Genomic DNA, 18,573 nt, shown 5'->3' with positions numbered 1-18,573 from the left:
CGGCGCGATGCTCTCGCCGCGGGAGGCTGGCCCGGACCGCGCAACGGAGCTACAAGCGGGCCGATCGTCGTCAATTGCTAAAGGGGTCTCGTGGCCATGGCCAATGCGCAGCTTCAATCCGTTCTCGATCACATCGATGCTGATTTCGACAACAGCCTGGAACGGCTGTTTGCGCTGATCCGCATCAAGTCGATCTCGGCCGATCCGGCCTTCACTGAGGATTGCAAGGCGGCGGCCGACCACCTCGCCAAGGATCTTGCGACGCTCGGCTTTGCGACCGAGGTGCGGCCGACCGCCGGTCATCCCGCCGTGGTCGGCAAGAGCAACGGCCATGGCGCCGCCAGGCCGCATGTCCTGTTCTACGGTCATTACGACGTGCAGCCGGTCGATCCGCTCGAATTGTGGCACCGGCCGCCGTTCGAGCCTGTCGTCGCCGATCACGCCGACGGCCGCAAGATCATCGTCGCGCGCGGCGCCGAGGACGACAAGGGCCAACTGATGACCTTCGTCGAGGCCTGCCGCGCCTGGAAGAAGGTGACGGGCGCGCTGCCGCTCGACGTCACCGTGGTGATCGAAGGCGAGGAGGAGGTCGGTTCGAAGAACTTCGTGCCGTTCCTCGAAGCCAACAAGGACGAGTTCAAGGCCGACTTCGCGCTGGTCTGCGACACCGGCATGTGGGACCCGAACACGCCGGCGATCACGACCTCACTGCGTGGCCTGCTCTATGAAGAGGTGAAGATCAAGGCCGCCAACCGCGACCTGCATTCGGGCGTGTTCGGCGGCGGCGCGCGCAATCCGATCCGGGTGCTGACCGAGATTCTCGGCGGCCTGTTCGACGCCGACGGCCGCATCACCATTCCCGGCTTCTATGACGGCGTGAAGGACGTTCCGCCTGAGGTTCTGGAGCAGTGGAAGAAGCTGAACCTCACTCCCGAAAGCTTCCTCAAGCCGATCGGATTGTCGATCCCCGCAGGCGAGAAGGATCGTCTGCTGATCGAGCAGATCTCGTCGCGGCCGACCTGTGACATCAACGGCATCTGGGGCGGCTATATCGGTGAGGGCTCGAAGACCGTGATCCCGTCGCTGGCCCATGCGAAGGTCTCGTTCCGGCTCGTCGAGGGCCAGGACCCGCTGAAGATCCGCAAGGCGTTCCGCGACTACGTGTCGGCGCGCATCCCCGGCGACTGCTCGGTCGAGTTCGGCGATCATTCCGCAGGTGCCGCGATCGCGCTCGACTGGACCATGAAGCCGCTGGCGGCTGCCAAGCAGGCGCTGACCGAGGAGTGGGGCAAGGAGACCATCCTGATGGGCTCGGGCGCCTCGATCCCGATCGTCACCGACTTCAAGAAGACGCTCGGTCTCGATTCACTGCTGGTCGGCTTCGGTCTCGACGACGACAACATCCATTCGCCGAATGAGAAGTACGACCTCAAGAGCTACCACAAGGGCATCCGCTCCTGGGCCCGCATCCTCGCTGCGCTCGCGGAGATGCCGCGCTAGACCCGCTGGCCCTCGCATGAGTCCGTAGCCCGCACGAGCGAGGCGACATGCGGGGGCAACGCGGCAGCGCGTGAGATGCCGGATGTCGCTTCGCTCATCCGGGCTACGACTGCGACGGCGCAGATTGTTTGCACGAGGCTGAACTCACGCTGCGCTGGCGACCGACTTCGCAGCGAGATCGCCGCCGGCGATTTTGCGCAGCGCTGCGAGGTTGGCTTCGGCCGAGGCCAATCGCCAGCAGGATTTCCCGCTCGATTTCGCTTCATACAACGCGGCGTCCGCCGCGAACAGCAGGGCTTCCGGATCGGTGCCGTGCTCGGGTGCGACGGCGATGCCGATACTGATGCCGATCTGGACATGCGCACCGCCCGGCATGACCATCGGGGCGGCCATCACCTCGATGATCCGCTCGCCGAGCGCCAGTGCGTGGTCGATCGTCGGATCGCCGGCGAGCACCACGAATTCGTCGCCGCCGATCCGGGCGATGACGTCGTCCGGAGAGGCGGTCCGCCGCAGCGTATTGGCGACGATCTTCAGCAGCTCGTCGCCTGCGGCGTGACCGAAGGTGTCGTTGACCGGCTTGAAGCCATCGAGATCGAGATACAGGACGGCGAAGCTCCGGTCGCCGCCGGCCTTGTCCGTGAGTCTGCTCTGCAGCGCGTCGATCAGGCCGGCGCGGTTGGACAGGCCCGTGAGCGGATCGCGCCGCGCCCGCTCGTCGCTCTCGCGTTTGGACTGCATGACCGCCACCAGCATCTTGTTGAGCCGGAACGCCGCGCCGGTCATCGCGAGGAAGTAGACCGGCATCTGCAGATACATCGCGAACAACAGCGGCTCATGCGACGTCGCGACGCCCGGGATCACCGGGCCGATACTGAACAGGATCATGGTGCCGACGAGGCGCGGCGCGCTGAAATTGCGAAAGCAGATGCCGCCCACCATGGCGGCCGACGAGATGCAGGTGAGTGACGCGGCGACCCAGTCGCCCGACGCCAGGCTGATGCCGACGCCGAAGCCGACGCTGGCGCTCCAGGCCACCGACAGCAGGATGTGGATGTCGGTCGGCGTCGTTAGCCGCTCGCGCGCGCGGCGGTAGGCAATGATCATCACGATCAGCCGCGACAGGCAGATTACGACTTCCATCACGAACCATGTGATGAAGAGGGCGGTCGGCGTGCGCAGCGCAAGCGCCGCGGCGACCGCCACGGTGTTGATGGCGCCGCCGGCGAAAACCGACCAGCAGCCGTACAGCTCACCCGTCAATGCGAGTCGGATATCTGATGACACCGGATATCCCGGGTCGGCCAGCCAGCGCGTCACGCGCCAGCGTGGCAAACTGAACGCCAAACCATCACCCCGCATTTCAATACCTCCGCGGGGTTGCAATAAGCGCGATGGCACTTAACAGGCGTTTAGAGAGGTATCGGCGTCTCGCTGCATGCTTGATGCACGGTAAAAATTTACTCCACGTGGTATGCGCAGCTAACAGCGAACAGAAGTTGAATTCTCAGCCCGAGGTTCTCGCGCGCGCACGTTCTTCGGTGACTGGCGCGACCTCCACCGTCGCGTTGCCGAGCGCGCGGTCGCGCTCGAACACGAGACGGACGCGCTTCCCGACCGGTGTGAGGCCGATCAGGTTGCGAACCTGCGTGGCGCTGCGCACCGGCATGTCGTTCGCCTTCACGATGATGTCACCCTTGCGCAGTCCCGCGCGTTCGGCCGGCGAGCCCACGGTGACGTCGGCGACGCGCGCGCCCTGAATCCGGCCATCGGCCGGCGCATCCAGGTCGAGCAGGGTCACGCCGATACGGCCGCGATCGACGCGGCCATTGGCGACGAGCTGCTCCATCACCCGCCGCGCCATGTTGATCGGGACGGCGAAGCCGATGCCGACATTGCCGCCGCCGGGCGAGATGATCGCGGTGTTGATGCCGACCAGCTCGCCGCGCAGATTGATCAGCGCGCCGCCGGAATTTCCGGGATTGATCGCCGCGTCGGTCTGGATGAAGTCCTCGTAGCCCTGCTTGCCGAGGCCGGTTCGCCCGAGCGCGCTCACGAGACCCGAGGTGACGGTCTGGCCAAGGCCGAACGGGTTGCCGACGGCGATCACGAAGTCGCCGACCTCGAGCGCATCACTGTCGCCAAGCGAGATGGTCTTGAGGTCGATGGGGTCCCTGATCTGCAGCAGCGCGATATCGGTGGCGGGATCGCGCCCGACCAGGCGGGCGGCGAATTTGCGGCCGTCCTTGGTGCGGATCTGCGCTGTCGTGACGTGCTCGACGACGTGATTGGCGGTCATGACGTAGCCGCGCTGCGCATCGACGATGACGCCCGAGCCGGTGGCGCTGATCTGCTTCTCGACCTGCTTGGGGACATCGAAGAACTCGCGGAAGAGCGGGTCCTGGTAGAGTGGGTTGTCCTGGCGGACCTTGCCTTCGACCGAGATGTTGACGACGGCCGGCGTCACCTCCTTCACCAGCGGCGCGAGCGTCGGCACCCGGCCGAGCTTGAGATCGGGAATTTGGGCCAGGGCGGGCCCGGTCATCAGGCAAAACAGGATGGCAGGCGCCAGGACGGCCCGGAGAGAAGGCGGAAGCTGCATCGTGATCCCCAACAAGCGCGATCAGGATTTTTCGGCGACGACAGAGCTGGGAAAGCGGCCGGCCCGGTTCAAGAGCCGCACTGGCAATCGTTCCCCGAGAGTGCCAAAAAATTTGCGCGACCCTCTTGAACGAAAAGTTCGGCTTTCCTAGGTCGTTGCTCGCCCGGGGGCCTGATGGGACCCGGGTCTTGTGACATCGCTGATCTGTAAAGGAGGATGTGCATGCATTTCCGTCCATTGCACGACCGCGTGCTCGTGCGCCGTATCGATGCCGAGGAGAAGACCAAGGGCGGCATCATCATTCCCGACACCGCCAAGGAGAAGCCGCAGGAGGGCGAGATCGTCGCCGCGGGTCCAGGTGCGCGGAATGAGCAGGGGCAGCAGGTCGCCCTCGACGTCAAGCCCGGCGACCGGGTGCTGTTCGGCAAGCCGCGCCATCGATGGACTTCTGATCGCACGAATCCGGGCGGACTGGTCGCAGCCCGGCCCCGGCTGCGCGAAAGAAATATCTACAAACAACTCATCGCTGCCGCGGCCGGTCGTGGATCGGCCACAACGCGCAGCTATCAATCAGGTTGACGATCGCAGTTCGTCCAGAACCGGCCACAATTGCGTTCATGAGCCGGCTGTGAACGGACCGACGGTCGACGGGAGGTGTGGTTGAGCGCTGTCGCGCCGCCCGGTCTCATCAGCAGCGCGAGCTCGCAGGCCCGATCATGCCAGCCTGGCAATACGATCATCCGCCGCCTAACCCGACCTCCGTCATGAGCATGGGTGATCCTAGACGTTTGACGCGGTTCCTGATCGAGAGCGAGCAACGCGTGGTGGCGCACTGCCAGGCCGTGTTGTCGCGTGGCGACATCGATCAGCGCGAGCGCGACCGGCTGGTCAGCGTGCTCCGGGAGGCGACGATGCGGCTGCAGCGGCTGTCCGCCGTGGCCGCCTGACGGGTGCTGCGCTGCGAAAAAGGCTGCGACAAAAAAATCGATCCGTCCCTCTTGAAATGGATACCGGCTGTTCTAATTCGTCTGCTGCCGCTTCGGCGGCGCCGGGTGCCGTAAGGGCCCGGTCGATATCTGGGCGCTGACCGGTCGTCTGGTACTCAGAAGTTTCTGGGACTTTGAAGTCTGCATCGGCTCGGCGCTCCTTCGTATCCATCTTGCTCTTAGGAGGACTTGGCTATGAGGACCTACGACTTCTCTCCGCTGTGGCGTTCGACCATCGGCTTCGACCGTCTGTTCGACCTGCTCGACGAGACCCAGCGCGCGGTCGAGGACAACTATCCCCCGTACAACATCGAGCGGCTCGGCGACGACCGCTACCAGATTTCGCTGGCGCTGGCAGGCTTCGCCCCGGACGAGCTGTCCATCACCGCCGAGCACAACGTGCTCACGGTGGAAGGGCGCAAGGCCGACAAGGAGACCCGCGAATATCTCTATCAGGGCATCTCGTCGCGTCCCTTCAAGCGGCAGTTCAATCTCGCCGACTACGTGCAGGTCACGAACGCGGCGTTCGACAACGGCCTGCTGCGGATCGAGCTGGTACGCGAGATCCCCGAGGCGATGAAGCCGCGCCGCATTGCCATCGGCACGGCACCGGTCGAGCAGATCGCGCAGCAGAAGGCGGCTTGACGCCTTGTTCGAGCTGCGGCGCGGGCGGAATGTCGCCCGCGCCCTCGCAGCAACTGTCTCTTGTGAAAGGAGTGGAGGAGGAGAGGCGCCATGAGCGAGCACCGTTTTTCGATCACCCCCGGCAGTGCCGGATTCCATCCGGTCTCACACTACGAGTCGCCGGCAGACCTGCTGAATGACCGCAAGCTGTCACTGGCCGAGAAGCGGCTGATCCTGTCGTCCTGGGCGTCGGACATGTATGCCGTCGAGTCGCAGCCTGGCCTGCGCAAGATTCCCGGCATCTCCAGGCCGCTGCATCTGGCCGACGTGCTCGGTGCGCTGCGTCAGCTCGACCGCGAAGATCAGCCACCGCGCCCGCGCGGCGGGGCCGCCATGCGCATCGTTCCGCCCGTCGATGTCGAGGCCGATGGCGCCGCGGCCGACAATCTCCCCGGCGGCCGGATGCGGCCCGCCGCTCGCCTGCGCTTCTCGCGCGAGGCCAATGTGCGGCGCTATCGCAAGCTGCTCGCCACCCGCCTTGCCGAGCACGAGCGGCGCTTCGTCGAGCGCCGGCTGGCCGAGGAACTGCAGCAACTCGACGGTCTGCCCGAGCGGCAGAGCCTGTCTCGGGCGGTGTGCTGCTGACGGACGCATCATCGGACAAATAAAAACGCCGCCCGGAATTGGGCGGCGTTTCATTCCGAAAAGCGTAGAGGGTGATGGGCTCAGACTAGCCGATCAGCGGGCGACAATCAATTCCGGTAGCCCGGATTGAGGCGATCGAGCCGGCGCAGCAGTGGCGGCCAGACCAGCTGAGTGGAGCGCAGCTCGACGCGATCCTCATTGTCGAACAGCTTCGCGTTCTTGTCGATGACCTCGTCGCGCACCGGATAGGCCGAGGGTCCCAGCGTGCGCGTGCGCACCTGGATCGAGCAGGCGCGCTCAAGGTGATACATCCGCTCGAAGGCGGAGGCCACCGAGCGACCGACCGTCAGCGTGCCGTGATTGCGCAGCAGCATGTGGTTCCTGGTGCCGAGGTCGCGCTGCAGCCGCGGCCGCTCGTCATGGTCCAGCGCCACGCCCTCGTAGTCGTGGTAGGCGAGGTCGTGGGTGACGTATTGCGCGATCTGGTTCAGCGGCAGCAGGCCGTCGGCGCAGCTCGACACCGCGACGCCGTCCAGCGTGTGCAGATGGATGACGCAGCCGGCATCCTCGCGCACCTCGTGGATCGCCGAATGGATGGTGAAGCCGGCGGGATTGATGCTGTACTCGCTCTCGGACAGCTGGTTGCCGTAGAGGTCGACCTTGATCAGGCTGGAGGCGGTGATCTCCTCGAACAGCAGGCCATAAGGGTTGATCAGGAAGTGATGCTCGGGGCCGGGCACGCGGGCCGAGATGTGAGTGTCCACCAGGTCGTCCCAGCCGAACAGCGCCACCAGGCGGTAGGCGGCGGCGAGATTGACCCGCTGCGACCATTCGGCCTCGGTCATGTTCGACGGCACTTCCTTGAGGCGCGCTTCGGCTGGCGACATGGCATTCTCCGATTTCCAGGGTTGACCGGAGCCTAGGCGGCACGCCGCCGTGCGGCAAGGCGCAGGGCAGGGCAGCAGTCATGTCGTTTGGCTGAGCCGGCGTCTCAGGGCGCCGGGATCGACAGCAGGCTGGAAATGCTGCGGCCGCGGATGTCGTAGACCCGGGCGAACACGACGTCGTCGCGCTTGATCTCGACCATGACGGGGGCAGTCAGTCCCTTGCAGTAGAACTCGCCGAGCGTCATGGCGAAGTCGGCCGCATGGCTGTCCCAGCCGATCGTGAAATCGGGGCCGAGCGCGACCTGGGCGGGACGCTGCGGGCCGCACACCGCGACCTTCCATTTGTGCCCGATCGGCGGCACCTCCTGGCGCTCGTCGAGCTGCTCCTTCAGCCCGTCGGAGGCCTGCTTCAACGCCAGCCCCCAATAGTCGAGCATGAAGCGGGTGTCGGCCTCGCGCACGGTGCCGGCGATGAAGTTGAAGTGGGTGTACTGATAGGGATGCAGCCGGATCATCTCGGCCAGCGGCAGCAGCAGGCCGAAGCAGAAGGCGGCGATCGCCACCGGCTGCCAGCTGCGGCGCTCGTCGGCGTTGAGCCACGACAGCAACCACGAGAAGGCGATGCCGCCGAGCAGCGCCATCGGCGGGATCACGAACACGAAGTGGCGGATGCCGTTGTAGAGCGCCGGGCGTTTGACGATCGCGATCAGGATCGGCAGCGTCGCCGCCAGCGTCAGCATCAACAGGATGCTCTTCTGGCGTGCCGGCACGTCGGGCCGCGACAGCGACATGATGGAGGCCACGACGCCGGCGACGAACAGCGCAATCATCAATTCAGGCAGCTGCAGCGCGAACAGCGTCGGCAGGTACGACCAAGGCATGTCCGGCACTGAGACCAGCGCACCGTCGAACATCTCCTTCCACGGCTTCTCGAAGAAGTGCGAGAAGTAGGTCAGGGCCCGGAACGGGTTGGCCGGCTCGATGATCGACCAGGGCCAGATCAGTCCCATGATCAGGTAGCCCAGGATCAGGCCGGGGATCAGCACATAGAGCACGTGGGCGAAGCGGCGGATCGCCTCGCGCGGCCCTTGCGTGCGGTATTCCTCCATGAACAGCGGCAGGAAGCCGACCATCGCATAGACGACAGCCATGCCGCCCAGGATGCGCGAGCCGATCGCAAAGCCGGCCCCCAGGCCCAGGATCAGGATGGTGCGCGGCGAGGGGTAGGGATACTCATCGGCGAGGCGGACCAGGCCCATCAGCAGCACCACCATCGCCACCGCGAAGGGCGCATCCTTCGGGTTCATGAACATGTGGCCGTAGAAGATCGGGCAGAGCGCCAGCAGCAGCAGGGCGGCAAGGCCGGCCACCGGGCCGCCGATGCGGCGCGCCAGGCGCCAGGTCACGGCAAGGCCGATCAGCCCGACGATGGCGCCGACCAGCCGGCGGGTCTCGAACAGCTCCAGCGGCAGGATCTTGTGCAGCAGGGCTGCAACCATGTCGAAGCCGCCGCCGTACATATAAAGGTTGGCGAACGACAGCGCCGCCTGATCCCTGAAACCGGAACCGTACATGCGCAGCAACAGATCGGCATATTCGGCATGGGTGTAATCATCCCAGCCGAGGCCGTAATCCCGGAATGTGAGCCCGGCCACCACCGCGACCGCGGCAAGCACGAACATGGCAAGATCGTCATACGTCCGCTCAAGGGACCGCCGCGTCGGCGTCTCGAGGACCGAAGTGGTTATCGTTGTCATGGCTGAGTGTAACCCGGCGTCCCCTGGCGACCCCGCTTCCGCGTTTCAGGCCTGTGTTCCCCGCCTCCGTATAGCGCGTCCCGGCTTCCGAGGTGTCGGAATTATGGGAAGGCATGCTTCTCGCAGCGCAGCGGGGACCCGAATTTCGGCTGCTGAGCGCCATATTGGCACAGTCAAATGAACGCCCGCTGAACCACAGGGGCCGGAAGAACCCGGGAGGAACCTCAATGAATGCCGAGGGTTGGCCGATGTATATTGTGGCGGCATCATGACGATGGCTGCACGGCGGACGAGAACTTCAGCAGGATTGGCCGAACTTCCGCTGCAAATTGTCGCGGATTTGGACTAGAAACCGGATTCAAGGACGCGGGCAACCGCAACTATCTAATGTGATTTCGGTCGGGACACCGTCCGGAACCGGCGCATTAGGGGATGAGTTCGATGATGAGTGCAATGTTGGCCGCCGGGGCCCTCGCCGTGTTGGCCGGGCTCGGGGCGATCGCCTGGGGAATTCCAGTCAAGGAGTTCAGCGTCGGTAACACGCTGATCCTGTCGGGGACCCTTGGCGTCTGCAGTGGGCTGATCCTGTTCGGACTGTCGGCCGTCCTGAGCGAGCTGAAGATGATCTCGAGTCGGCTGCGGTCGCGTCCGGGCGCTGAGGCTGAGTCCGAACCCAGGCCTCTTCAGCTCCCGCTCGCCGCCGGCAAGACCGACTTCGAGACCGCCCCGGTGCCGCCGACGGAGGACGTCTGGCGCGAGGGCGGCTCGCCACGTCCGCGTCCCCGCATGCCGGACCTGTCGTCTCCCTTGTCCTCGGGGGTGTCGTCGTCGCCACTGTCCTCGTCTCCCTTGTCGGCCTCGCTGCGCGAGTCGAAGCCGGCCTCGGATGAGCCGCCGGCCGAACCCGCCGAGCGGCCCAAGCGCAACCTGCTGTTTGCGTCTTCGTCGCGCCGCGAGCGGGAGCGCGCCGAGAAGCGCGGCGCCGAGCCGCTGCCGACGGATTTCCGGTCTCCGCCCCTCAGCGACCCGCCGCCCGTGCCGCTGGACGAGCCCGCCGCAACCGAATCGGATTCGTCGTTCGACAATGGCTGGTCGCGACCGGAGCGGACGCGGACGCCGGAGCCTCTGCGCCCGCCCTTCCCGCGACGCTTGGCGCGGGCCGCACCGGCCTTCGTCGAGCCCGAGCCAACCCCGCCGCCGCCCGAGCCGAAGGACCTGGACGCGCCGGCCGTCAGCATCGTCAAGTCGGGCGTGGTGGATGGGATGGCCTATTCGCTCTATTCCGACGGGTCGATCGAGGCGCAGATGCCCGAAGGGATGATGCGCTTCGCGTCGATCGACGAGCTGCGCACCCATCTCGAAGGCCGCCCCTGACGGGCCAGACCACATGGTCAGGTTGAGCGCGTCTGGAATGTGGTACACAGTACTTGGCAGGTGACAGACTTCTCAAGAAGAAGTCCTCACTATCTTGTCATTTTGCCAGTCAATTGCCCATATTGCTTGTAGAATCGCGAGACAACGCTGTCACTCGGCGTGAGTGATACTTGCGATCGAGGAATACTTTGCGATCGACGGTCACAGGGCGGAGCGGGATGAGGGTTCGATGACCGAAGCGGCCGGCAAGAGCTTTATCGATCTGACGGCCGACATCGTGTCGGCCTATCTCAGCAACAACCCGACCCCGGCGGCGGAGATTCCCTCGCTGATCAGCCAGGTGCATGCCGCGTTGACCCGGGTCGCGGCGGGACGAAGCGAGGCCGCGCCGGAGCCGGCGCGGCCGGCGGTGCCCGTCAAGAAATCGATCCACCCGGACTATCTGGTCTGTCTCGAGGACGGCAAGCGCTTCAAGTCCCTGCGGCGGCATCTGCGCACGCAGTACAACATGACGCCGGAACAATACCGCGACAAATGGAACCTGCCGCCGGACTACCCGATGGTGGCGCCGAACTATGCGGTCACCCGGTCGCAGCTCGCCAAGAAGATGGGCCTGGGCCAGCAGCGGCCCGAGCGGGAGAAGTAGCCGAACCGATCAGGACGCCGTGGCGAGCGCTTCGCGGGCGTCGGCACGGATGCGCTCGACCATCGAGCGCAGGCCGTTGGAGCGCTGTGGCGTCAGGTGCTCGCGGAACCCGAGCTCGTCGAACACGGCGGGCGCATCGATGGTCATGATCTCCTGCGGCGTCCGCCCAGAATACAGCGTGAGCAGAATTGCGATCAGACCGCGAACGATATGGGCGTCGCTGTCGCCGAGATAGTTCAGCACCGGCACGGCGCTGCTGCGATCGACGTGCTTCGACAACCAGACCTGGCTGGCGCAGCCCTGCACCTTGTTCGCGGCGGAGTGCTCGTCCTCCGGCATCGGCGCCAAGGTGCGGCCGAGCTCGATCACGTAGCGGTAGCGGTCGTCCCAGTCGTCGAGCAGGGCGAAATTGTCGCGGATGTCGTCGATCGTCATGATGCTCTTCGGTCCCGATATCGGCCTTCATATAGGCGTTCGGGACGGCGAAAGCGACAGTCGGTTCCGCCGGTTCAGGGCGTCGGCGGCAGTTGCCATTCGGCGGCGAGATCGTCGGCCGAGAGCGTGTCGGCCGGCGCGTCGCCCGGGGGAGCCTCCTCGACCACGGGGGTGTCGATCGAGCCGGTGTGATCGTTGCCGCGCTTGTCGAGACTGGCTGGTTTCACCGGGCCGATGAACTTGTCGGCGCCGGCCGGCTTCTCCGCGGCATCGGCCTTGTCGGTGATGATCTGGTAGATCTTGCGCGCGCCTTCCTGGGCGCGGTGGCCGATTACGGTCGCAGCCTGGCCGCCGACCTCGCAGGCCTGCGGCTGCCGCTTGCAGAACTGGCTCATGTCGGAGACGGCGGCGGTCGCAGCCTGCACGGCTTCGTGCGCATTGATCTGCGGCAGCTTGTCGGCGTCTTGGCTCTTCTCGCGCGGCAGCAGCACCAGCACGAGCCCGAGCCAGAATGCCATCCGAAGCAGAAAGAACATCACGCAACCCCGACCGTGCTGCTGATCTCGCGTGCTCAAATCGCGCAACCGGGATCGCAGCTGATTGTTCTATGTCGCGACTGCTTGCATTGGGCTTAATTGGTTGAGATTTCGCGAAGCCGGAGGCCGGATTTTCTTCGGAGTAAATTTTTCATTGGCGCGGGCCGCATGCGCCGCGCAACCGGCTGTAGATCGCACAGCTTTCGCAACCGCAGGCCCGGCCGGAAACGATGCATTCACCATCCCGGCCGAATGGCGGGCTCACCGCAGTCTGGCCCTTAGCGTTCGCTTAATGCGAGTCTGACACGGTGACTTCCGACGACAGGGGGCGTCCCGGCGCGTTCTCTTTGTGAGAACGACCGACAGGCCGAGGCGCGAGAGCCGTGAGTGTGTTGAGTATCATCCGCGATTGTCTCGATGCGTTATTGCATCCATCGGCTCGAACTGATGCGATGACGCGCGCGCGTCACCGCGCCTTCATCGCGCCGCGCCTGCTCGGCAGCCTCGCCGTCTTCGCCGTGTTTCCTGCCTATCTCGCGATGCGCGGTGCGCCGAGCGCGCTCGAGGTCGGCGCGCTGTCGTGGCTGATCGCGCCCATCCTGCTGTCCTGGTATCTGTCGCGCACCGGCCGCTACGAGAGCGCCTGCGCGCTGTCGTCGCTGGCGTTGTCGGCGTTGATCATGGCGGTCTCGATCGAGACCGGCGGCATCGAATCCTTTGCTGCGGTGTGGCTGATCGTCGTTCCCCTGGAAGCCTCGTTCTCGGCCTCGCGCCGCGTCGTCGTGTTCTCCGCGGGGCTCGCGCTGTGCTGCGCGCTGCTGCTCATCCTCATCGGTCATTTCGGCTGGCTGCCGAAGCCCGAGACCACCCCCGCCTTGCGCACCGTGCTGCTCGCCTTCGGCGTCGCCTCCGCGACGCTCTATGCGGCCGTGCTCGCCTTTGCCGCCGACACGCTCGCGCGCACCAGCGTGACGCTGCTGTCGATGGAGGAGGAGCGCTATCGCCTGCTCGCGCGCAACATGAGCGACGTGATCTCCCGTCATCGCCGCAACGGCGCTGTCATGTTCATCTCGCCCGCGGTCGAGACGCTGCTCGGCGCGCCGGTCGCGCAGTTGCACGGCCATGGCCTGTTCGAACGCGTCCATGTTGTCGACCGGCCGGCCTATCTCACGGCGCTGTCGGAGGCGGCAGGCGGCAGCGAAGCCTCGAGCGTCGAGTTCCGCCTGCGCCGCGATGCGCCGGGCGAGGGGCGCGGCTTTCAGCATCCGGTCGATTTCATCTGGGTCGAAATGCGTTGCCGCCCGCTCGACCGCATCGGCGTGGCGCCGGGCGGATCGGAGCAGGAGGTGGTCGCGGTCATGCGCGACGTTACCGACCGCAAGCTGCAGGAGCAGGCGCTCGAATTGGCGCGCAGCGCCGCCGAGCGCGCCGACGCCGCGAAGACGCGATTCCTCGCCACCATGAGCCACGAGCTGCGCACGCCCTTGAATGCCATCATTGGCTTCTCCGAGATGCTGATGCAGGAGCAAATGCTGGTGCTGAACGCCGCGCGGCGTCGCGAATATGCGCAGCTCATCAACGATTCCGGCCAGCATCTGCTGTCGGTCGTGAACGGCATCCTCGACATGTCGAAGATGGAGTCCGGCAATTTCGAGCTGACGCCGGAGCCGTTCGCGCCGCGCGCGGCGCTGATCAATTGCTGCAACCTGCTGGCGCTGCGGGCGCGCGAGAACGGTGTCGATCTGTCGGCCGACGTGCCGCAGGACCTGCCGATGGTCACCGGTGATCCGCGCGCCTTCAAGCAGATCGTGCTCAACCTCGTCTCCAATGCCATCAAGTTCACCGAGCGCGGCGGCCGTGTCACGGTCTCTGCCGGCGTCGACGGCGCGCGCCTGCTGCTGCGAATCACCGACACCGGCGTCGGCATCGCCGCCGATGATCTCAAGCGCATCGGCGATCCGTTCTTCCAGGCCGGCAAGACCTACCAGCGCCGTCACGAGGGAACTGGCCTCGGTCTGTCGATCGTCAAGAGCCTTGTGAACTTGCACGGCGGCGAAATGTCGATAGAAAGCAAGATCGACGAGGGGACCACGGTCACGATCGCGCTGCCGATCAACTTCGTGGCCGAGGCGATCGCGGGCGCCACCATCACGCCGCTGTCGCGCTCCGCCCTGCCAGGGCAGGTCATGCAGGTGAAGAAGAGTGCCTAGACGAGCTGCAGAGGATGATCCGGCGCCGCCGCGCCGTCGCAAGCGCGCTGCCGCGGCTGCGGCCGTCGTCGACGTGGCGGACGAGCGCGGCTGGCTGCTGCGGGCCATGCTCTACAGCCCCAAGGATCTGTTTGCGGGCCTGCTGGCCTGCGCGGCCGGCAGCGCCATCATCGTCAATGCCGTGTTCCTGCAATCCGGACCGCATCCGGCGCCGATGTTCGGGTCCATCGTGACCATTCCGCCCAATCTGACGAGCTCCAATCCGCTGCCGCGGCCCCGGCCGATGGACATCTCGCCCTTGGATCCGAAGGTGATCGAGACGCGGCCCGCTGAAACCAGGGCGGCGGAGCAGAGGGCGGTTGAGCAGCGCGCCACCGAGGCGCGTCCGGATCAGAAATATGCCGATCCGCTGGCCGATCTCGTCCGCTCGGTCAGCGGCGGTCAGGGCAACGTGCCGCGTCCGCAGCCGACGCAGCAGGGCGGCAATGTCCGCCGTGTCGCCGCGGTCCAGCGTGCGCTGACCGAATACGGCTATGGCCAGTTGAAGCCGACGGGGATGGTCGGCTCCGACACCCAGGCCGCGATCCAGAAGTTCGAGCGCGAGCGCAAGCTGCCGGTGACGGGCCAGGTGTCGGACCGCCTGGTGCGCGAGCTTGCGATTGTCATCGGTCATCCGATCGAATAGAGCAGGGGCGGCTGCGACTTGCAGCGCGCTTGCACCTGCATCGAACCATCATGCGATTGAAGAGCAGCATCTGGGTGAGCGCCTATCTGCGGCGTTGCCAGTCGGCCGGCGCGTTCAGCGCGATCCGCCACCGTGGCGCGGAGGAAGCCGGCGCGGTGTTCGTCAAGGTCGCGCTGATGGACGGCACGGCCCAGCTCTATGTTCCCGCGCCGCAGACCGTCTATGATGACAGCCGGCCGATCGACCGCTTCTTCGTACCGATATCGCCGCAGCCGATCGAGGAAGCGCAGATCGAGGAACGCCTGGTCAAGGAGCTGCGCTTCGATCCCGACGCCTGGATCATCGAGACCGAGGACAGGCAGGGCCGTCATTTTCTCGATCTCGTGCGCGAGCGTCCCTGATCATCGCCAAGATTCGGGGCAGCGATCGCGCGTCATCGCTTGAAGCCGTCGGTCCCCGTGCGCACGATCGGCCTCGTCGCGGTGCCGGCCCGCGCCGTGCTGCCACGGACGTGCTGACGTTCGTCGTCATAGAGAGCCGTGCGATGCTTGGCCCTGATCGCGGCCATCCCGGAGCCGCGCCAGGCCGCCAGCATGATCAGCGCCGCGCGCTCGCTGAGGCGCTCGTAGAAGCGTGACAGCCGAAACACGGTCTGGACGGACTGGCCCATCTCCGGCTTGAGGAACAGCAGCACCCGCTCGAACACCGGCGCCGGCATGCCGAGCGCCTTTGCGGCGCAGGCCAGCGGCTCGCCGTTCGGGTCGTTGACGACCTCGTGGGTCATGCGTGAGGGCAGGATCAGGCTCTCGCCGAGCTCGATCGTGAACGTCTCGACGTCGGCGTTGAAGGCGGCCATCTCGAGCGCCTCGATCGCATGCACCGCGCGGTGCAACGGCGTCGGCGCGGCGGGTCTTAGCGGCGTGGTGGCGAGGTTCTGCAGGATGGCGATGCGTTCGTGCGAGGCGGCGCGCATGAACATCTCGCTGAGCTCGGCGGCATCCTTCGGCTGCATCGACAATCCAGACGCCGCGTCGTCGCGCGGCGGGATCGGAGACGACGCGCGAAGCGATGCGGGAATGGGGCCGGCGAGCGGCGGCGCCGGCTCGCTCTGCGCCGGGCGCAAGCCCAGCTTGTTCAAAATCTCGATCGGCGTCGCCGGATAGATCGCCAGCCGCGCTCGAACCGCCGCACGGGTCGCATCATCGACGTCGTCGACCAGACGGGAGGCCAATTCGACGAACTGCCGCTCCTCGTCGGCGGAATGCGCGCTCGCCTGGACATAGAGGTCGGTCAGGACGCGCAGCAGAGTGGGCTTGATGTCCACGCCCTCGCGGCGCGAGAGCGTGAGCAACCCGTCGAAGCCGGGGAACAGCGATGATCTTGTCATGTCGGGGTACGCAACTTCGGCAATCGTTGCGCCGATTAGAGCGGAGTTGTTTTAATGCGGCGTTAAGGAAAACAATCGGTGAAGATGGGCCGAAATGACCCGGTGAGACAAAGGCGCAACGCTGGCTTGCCTTCTCTCCCGCCGGTACACGCGATCCGTGTCGGGCGGCCCGCGCATTAATATCCTCTTAACCACGTCCTGATCTTAATCGATCCGTTCGATGATCTCGCCTTGGCCGCGTCACGCGGCCAGCCTGATCTTCGCCGCGCCGAATGCCAAAGTGCAGCTTCATGCGCCGGCATTCGTGATCGTCAGTTCTGCGTGCCCTCTTGCCTGCGAAGTTCGGGCGACGGGGAGTTTTCAGGGGGTCAGAACTTCGGGCACGAAAGAGAGTCAACATGGCGACCATCATTGAATTCCCGGCGGGCGTTGCGCGTCGCGCGCGGCCTGCCGTGACCGGCGCGCCGCAGGAGGGCATGGGAACGATCCTGATTCTTCCCGTCGTTCGGATCGAGCGCGAGACCCCGACCGACGACCGCGGGCCCCGCGAGGGCACAGCGCCAAGCCGCCGCCGCCGTCGCCGCTGACAAGGTCGGGGGAAACGGGAATGCCGGCCATCGTGAATCCGGCCCGGCGCGCGGTGCCGGTCCTCGCACTCGTTCTCGTCGGCGGACTGCTCGGCGCCTGCAGCGGCGGCGATTTCGGCCGCACCCGCGCCGACATGCGCAATGACGACATGCACAAATGGATCGGGGCGGAAGCCACCGCCAGCGTCGGCGTCAACCCATCGCAATTCCAACTGACCGACAACGAGCGCCAACTGCGCGATCTCGCTTATCCGCTGATCGAGCCGCCGCATTCGCGCCCTGCCTGGAAGAGCGTGTTCGGCGACTATCAGCCGTCGGCCTCGCCCTGGCGCCAGAAGGTCGTGTTCGACCGCACCGCCTATGGCCGCGCCCTGATCGACGAGCCGCACCGCTCGCACGCCTCGCGCTACGCCCAGTTGATTGACGACGTGCGCGACGACATCACCCGCTTCGAGCCGTTCTTCGCATCGGCCATCCGCGTCATCGATCTCGACCGCAAGCGCGATGCCAGCATGAGATACATGACCGAGCTCTCGCCGCGCGAGAAGGCCGATGCGGTCGCGCGCATGCAGGAGAACTCGCTGATCGTGCAATGGGTGCAGATCAGTCTGGAGCAGCGCGTCTCGTCCTACCGCTGGGCCTTGGAGCGCCTGGTGCTCCAGGCTCCCGACGGATTGGCCGCCGACGCCGATCGCCTGATCCATGAACTGGCGGCTCAGACCGCCAATCCGCCGGTCGCGGCGCGGCCCCTGATCGAACGGCCGCTGACGACGCGGGGCTAGCCCGGCGCGACCTTGCTCCGGCGCCGGCCTCGCTTGGCCGGTGCTCCCTTTTGCCGCCCTGCTGTCGCACGGAGCTTCTGCGGCGCCGCCGCGCGCAGCGTCGCGATCAGGATCTTCAGCGCCTCGGATGGAGCACGCGCGGCGGAGTAGGCGAGGCCGACCTGGCGCTTCAACGTCATCTCGATCTCGCGGACCGCAACGTCGCTTCGGCCGTGCACGACGCCTTCGGGAACGATCGCGACGCCGACGCCGGCGGCGACCAGCGCCAGGGCCCAATCCTCGGTTTCAGCAATGGCGGCGATCTCGCGCGGCCCGCCGCTGCGTCTCGCCAGTGCGCTGTGCTCGCAATGGCAGCGGTCGATCATCGCCACGTCGGCGAGGTCGGCCGCGCGCAAGCGCGGCTTCAGCGTGAGCGGATGCGCGAGCGGGAGCGCCGCGACATAGCGCTCGCTCCACAGCGGCAGGAAATACTCGCCGTCGCCGACCAGGCTTTTTGAGACGATGCGTCCGTCGGCCCGCTCGGTCGGACCGACGATGTGAAGCCTGAGATCCTCGCGCGCCGTGAGCGGCTTGAGCAGCGCGGTCACGCGGCGTCCGTCAAGGGTGCGCATGAGCCCGAGCTTGAGCGCCTGCTTCGGCGCGCCGTGCCGGAACAGGTTGCGGGCGGCATCGGCCTCGCCGACGATCCGGCGGGCGATCGGCTGCAGGCGTTCGGCCGCCTCCAGCGGCACGACACCCTTGCGGTGGCGGAGGAACAGCTCGGTGCCGAGCTCGGCCTCGAGATTGGCGATCGCCAGCGAAATCGATGGCTGCGAGACGAAGCAGCGCGCCGCGGCTCTGGTCAGGCTGCGTTCCTCGAACACGGCGGAGAAATAACGGAGCTCGCGGATATCCATAGGAGCTGCCTATGATGCGTATCACTGATCAATA

General features: G+C 66.1%; 19 protein-coding genes and 1 pseudogene. 12 read left to right on the top strand and 8 right to left on the bottom strand.

Annotated features, from left to right (window positions below; translation table 11 throughout):
* The first annotated feature begins 96 nt into the window (after positions 1-96).
* Entirely contained in the window at positions 97-1,500 is a 1,404-nt protein-coding gene (locus QX135_RS18545; protein WP_316179208.1) for a M20/M25/M40 family metallo-hydrolase, read from the top strand.
* Positions 1,501-1,644: 144 nt separating this feature from the next.
* On the opposite strand, the gene QX135_RS18540 is transcribed toward QX135_RS18545, so the two are convergent.
* Together QX135_RS18540 and QX135_RS18535 are read right to left on the bottom strand one after the other, a co-directional pair.
* Entirely contained in the window at positions 1,645-2,862 is a 1,218-nt protein-coding gene (locus tag QX135_RS18540) for a GGDEF domain-containing protein (protein WP_315812622.1), read from the bottom strand.
* Between the two features lie 145 nt (positions 2,863-3,007).
* Positions 3,008-4,102 carry a trypsin-like peptidase domain-containing protein gene (locus QX135_RS18535; protein WP_316179211.1) on the bottom strand — a complete coding sequence of 365 codons (1,095 nt, stop codon included), beginning with the start codon at positions 4,100-4,102 and terminating at the stop codon, positions 3,008-3,010.
* 222 nt (positions 4,103-4,324) lie between these two features.
* On the opposite strand from QX135_RS18535, the pseudogene QX135_RS18530 reads away from it, so the two are divergent.
* From QX135_RS18530 to QX135_RS18515, 4 genes and pseudogenes are all read left to right on the top strand, one after another.
* Positions 4,325-4,531: pseudogene (locus QX135_RS18530) on the top strand (co-chaperone GroES); the annotation flags it as partial.
* A 287-nt stretch (positions 4,532-4,818) separates the two neighbouring features.
* Positions 4,819-5,049, top strand: a complete 231-nt coding sequence (locus tag QX135_RS18525; protein WP_315716108.1) for a hypothetical protein — start codon at positions 4,819-4,821, stop codon at positions 5,047-5,049.
* Positions 5,050-5,283: 234 nt separating this feature from the next.
* A complete protein-coding gene (locus QX135_RS18520; protein ID WP_315739871.1) occupies positions 5,284-5,733 on the top strand; it encodes an Hsp20 family protein in 450 nt (149 codons plus the stop codon).
* A gap of 90 nt (positions 5,734-5,823) precedes the next feature.
* Entirely contained in the window at positions 5,824-6,357 is a 534-nt protein-coding gene (locus QX135_RS18515) for a hypothetical protein (RefSeq protein WP_316179213.1), read from the top strand.
* A gap of 107 nt (positions 6,358-6,464) precedes the next feature.
* On the opposite strand, the gene QX135_RS18510 is transcribed toward QX135_RS18515, so the two are convergent.
* Positions 6,465-7,244 carry a class II aldolase/adducin family protein gene (locus QX135_RS18510; protein ID WP_315785119.1) on the bottom strand — a complete coding sequence of 260 codons (780 nt, stop codon included), beginning with the start codon at positions 7,242-7,244 and terminating at the stop codon, positions 6,465-6,467.
* Between the two features lie 104 nt (positions 7,245-7,348).
* Positions 7,349-9,001, bottom strand: a complete 1,653-nt coding sequence (locus QX135_RS18505; RefSeq protein ID WP_315739867.1) for a glycosyltransferase family 39 protein — start codon at positions 8,999-9,001, stop codon at positions 7,349-7,351.
* A gap of 441 nt (positions 9,002-9,442) precedes the next feature.
* Here QX135_RS18505 and QX135_RS18500 point away from each other — a divergent pair, with 441 nt between their 5' ends.
* The gene (locus QX135_RS18500; protein WP_316179214.1) at positions 9,443-10,375 is read left to right on the top strand and encodes a hypothetical protein; all 933 of its coding nucleotides are present in this window, start codon (positions 9,443-9,445) and stop codon (positions 10,373-10,375) included.
* Positions 10,376-10,604: 229 nt separating this feature from the next.
* Entirely contained in the window at positions 10,605-11,021 is a 417-nt protein-coding gene (locus QX135_RS18495) for a MucR family transcriptional regulator (protein WP_315785129.1), read from the top strand.
* Between the two features lie 9 nt (positions 11,022-11,030).
* Here the strand turns inward: QX135_RS18495 and QX135_RS18490 are convergent, their stop codons facing one another.
* Both QX135_RS18490 and QX135_RS18485 read right to left on the bottom strand, forming a co-directional pair.
* Entirely contained in the window at positions 11,031-11,456 is a 426-nt protein-coding gene (locus QX135_RS18490) for a SufE family protein (protein ID WP_315739864.1), read from the bottom strand.
* A 74-nt stretch (positions 11,457-11,530) separates the two neighbouring features.
* A complete protein-coding gene (locus tag QX135_RS18485) occupies positions 11,531-11,992 on the bottom strand; it encodes a DUF5330 domain-containing protein (RefSeq protein ID WP_316179216.1) in 462 nt (153 codons plus the stop codon).
* 452 nt (positions 11,993-12,444) lie between these two features.
* On the opposite strand from QX135_RS18485, the gene QX135_RS18480 reads away from it, so the two are divergent.
* From QX135_RS18480 to QX135_RS18470, 3 genes are read left to right on the top strand one after another with little or no spacing between them, the layout of a single operon-like run.
* The gene (locus QX135_RS18480) at positions 12,445-14,202 is read left to right on the top strand and encodes a PAS domain-containing sensor histidine kinase (RefSeq protein ID WP_316179218.1); all 1,758 of its coding nucleotides are present in this window, start codon (positions 12,445-12,447) and stop codon (positions 14,200-14,202) included.
* The gene (locus tag QX135_RS18475) at positions 14,195-14,887 is read left to right on the top strand and encodes a peptidoglycan-binding domain-containing protein (RefSeq protein WP_315785137.1); all 693 of its coding nucleotides are present in this window, start codon (positions 14,195-14,197) and stop codon (positions 14,885-14,887) included. The genes QX135_RS18480 and QX135_RS18475 overlap by 8 nt, the downstream gene beginning before the upstream one ends.
* A 50-nt stretch (positions 14,888-14,937) precedes the next feature.
* Positions 14,938-15,288 (top strand): DUF1491 family protein, encoded by a 351-nt coding sequence (locus QX135_RS18470; RefSeq protein ID WP_315739860.1) that lies wholly within the window; start codon positions 14,938-14,940, stop codon positions 15,286-15,288.
* A 32-nt stretch (positions 15,289-15,320) separates the two neighbouring features.
* Here the strand turns inward: QX135_RS18470 and QX135_RS18465 are convergent, their stop codons facing one another.
* On the bottom strand, positions 15,321-16,274 hold the full coding sequence (locus tag QX135_RS18465) for a DUF2336 domain-containing protein (protein ID WP_316179220.1): 954 nt from the start codon (positions 16,272-16,274) through the stop codon (positions 15,321-15,323).
* A gap of 398 nt (positions 16,275-16,672) precedes the next feature.
* On the opposite strand from QX135_RS18465, the gene QX135_RS18460 reads away from it, so the two are divergent.
* Both QX135_RS18460 and QX135_RS18455 read left to right on the top strand, forming a co-directional pair.
* Positions 16,673-16,861: a hypothetical protein gene (locus QX135_RS18460; RefSeq protein WP_315777554.1), complete on the top strand. Its 189-nt coding sequence runs from the start codon at positions 16,673-16,675 to the stop codon at positions 16,859-16,861.
* Positions 16,862-16,881: 20 nt separating this feature from the next.
* Positions 16,882-17,643 carry a hypothetical protein gene (locus QX135_RS18455; protein ID WP_315785140.1) on the top strand — a complete coding sequence of 254 codons (762 nt, stop codon included), beginning with the start codon at positions 16,882-16,884 and terminating at the stop codon, positions 17,641-17,643.
* Here QX135_RS18455 and QX135_RS18450 read toward each other — a convergent pair.
* Positions 17,640-18,539: a LysR family transcriptional regulator gene (locus QX135_RS18450; protein WP_316179222.1), complete on the bottom strand. Its 900-nt coding sequence runs from the start codon at positions 18,537-18,539 to the stop codon at positions 17,640-17,642. The two genes, QX135_RS18455 and QX135_RS18450, sit on opposite strands and share 4 nt — an antisense overlap.
* Between the last annotated feature and the right edge of the window lie 34 nt (positions 18,540-18,573).

Source organism: Bradyrhizobium sp. SZCCHNR1098, assembly GCF_032489375.1.
Lineage (GTDB): Bacteria > Pseudomonadota > Alphaproteobacteria > Rhizobiales > Xanthobacteraceae > Bradyrhizobium.
The sequence above is the reverse complement of the archived record's forward strand: the minus strand, read 5'-3'. Positions and strand labels throughout refer to the sequence as shown.

Bases quoted from the DNA above. Each gene is read 5' to 3' on its own strand.
- QX135_RS18515 (WP_316179213.1), top strand. From the start codon at position 5,824: ATGAGCGAGCACCGTTTTTCGATCACCCCCGGCAGTGCCGGATTCCAT.
- QX135_RS18485 (WP_316179216.1), bottom strand. From the start codon at position 11,992: ATGTTCTTTCTGCTTCGGATGGCATTCTGGCTCGGGCTCGTGCTGGTG.
- QX135_RS18525 (WP_315716108.1), top strand. From the start codon at position 4,819: ATGCCAGCCTGGCAATACGATCATCCGCCGCCTAACCCGACCTCCGTC.
- QX135_RS18470 (WP_315739860.1), top strand. From the start codon at position 14,938: ATGCGATTGAAGAGCAGCATCTGGGTGAGCGCCTATCTGCGGCGTTGC.
- QX135_RS18540 (WP_315812622.1), bottom strand. From the start codon at position 2,862: ATGCGGGGTGATGGTTTGGCGTTCAGTTTGCCACGCTGGCGCGTGACG.
- QX135_RS18480 (WP_316179218.1), top strand. From the start codon at position 12,445: ATGACGCGCGCGCGTCACCGCGCCTTCATCGCGCCGCGCCTGCTCGGC.
- QX135_RS18520 (WP_315739871.1), top strand. From the start codon at position 5,284: ATGAGGACCTACGACTTCTCTCCGCTGTGGCGTTCGACCATCGGCTTC.
- QX135_RS18535 (WP_316179211.1), bottom strand. From the start codon at position 4,102: ATGCAGCTTCCGCCTTCTCTCCGGGCCGTCCTGGCGCCTGCCATCCTG.
- QX135_RS18450 (WP_316179222.1), bottom strand. From the start codon at position 18,539: ATGGATATCCGCGAGCTCCGTTATTTCTCCGCCGTGTTCGAGGAACGC.
- QX135_RS18460 (WP_315777554.1), top strand. From the start codon at position 16,673: ATGGCGACCATCATTGAATTCCCGGCGGGCGTTGCGCGTCGCGCGCGG.
- QX135_RS18545 (WP_316179208.1), top strand. From the start codon at position 97: ATGGCCAATGCGCAGCTTCAATCCGTTCTCGATCACATCGATGCTGAT.
- QX135_RS18510 (WP_315785119.1), bottom strand. From the start codon at position 7,244: ATGTCGCCAGCCGAAGCGCGCCTCAAGGAAGTGCCGTCGAACATGACC.
- QX135_RS18505 (WP_315739867.1), bottom strand. From the start codon at position 9,001: ATGACAACGATAACCACTTCGGTCCTCGAGACGCCGACGCGGCGGTCC.
- QX135_RS18465 (WP_316179220.1), bottom strand. From the start codon at position 16,274: ATGACAAGATCATCGCTGTTCCCCGGCTTCGACGGGTTGCTCACGCTC.
- QX135_RS18490 (WP_315739864.1), bottom strand. From the start codon at position 11,456: ATGACGATCGACGACATCCGCGACAATTTCGCCCTGCTCGACGACTGG.
- QX135_RS18500 (WP_316179214.1), top strand. From the start codon at position 9,443: ATGATGAGTGCAATGTTGGCCGCCGGGGCCCTCGCCGTGTTGGCCGGG.
- QX135_RS18495 (WP_315785129.1), top strand. From the start codon at position 10,605: ATGACCGAAGCGGCCGGCAAGAGCTTTATCGATCTGACGGCCGACATC.
- QX135_RS18455 (WP_315785140.1), top strand. From the start codon at position 16,882: ATGCCGGCCATCGTGAATCCGGCCCGGCGCGCGGTGCCGGTCCTCGCA.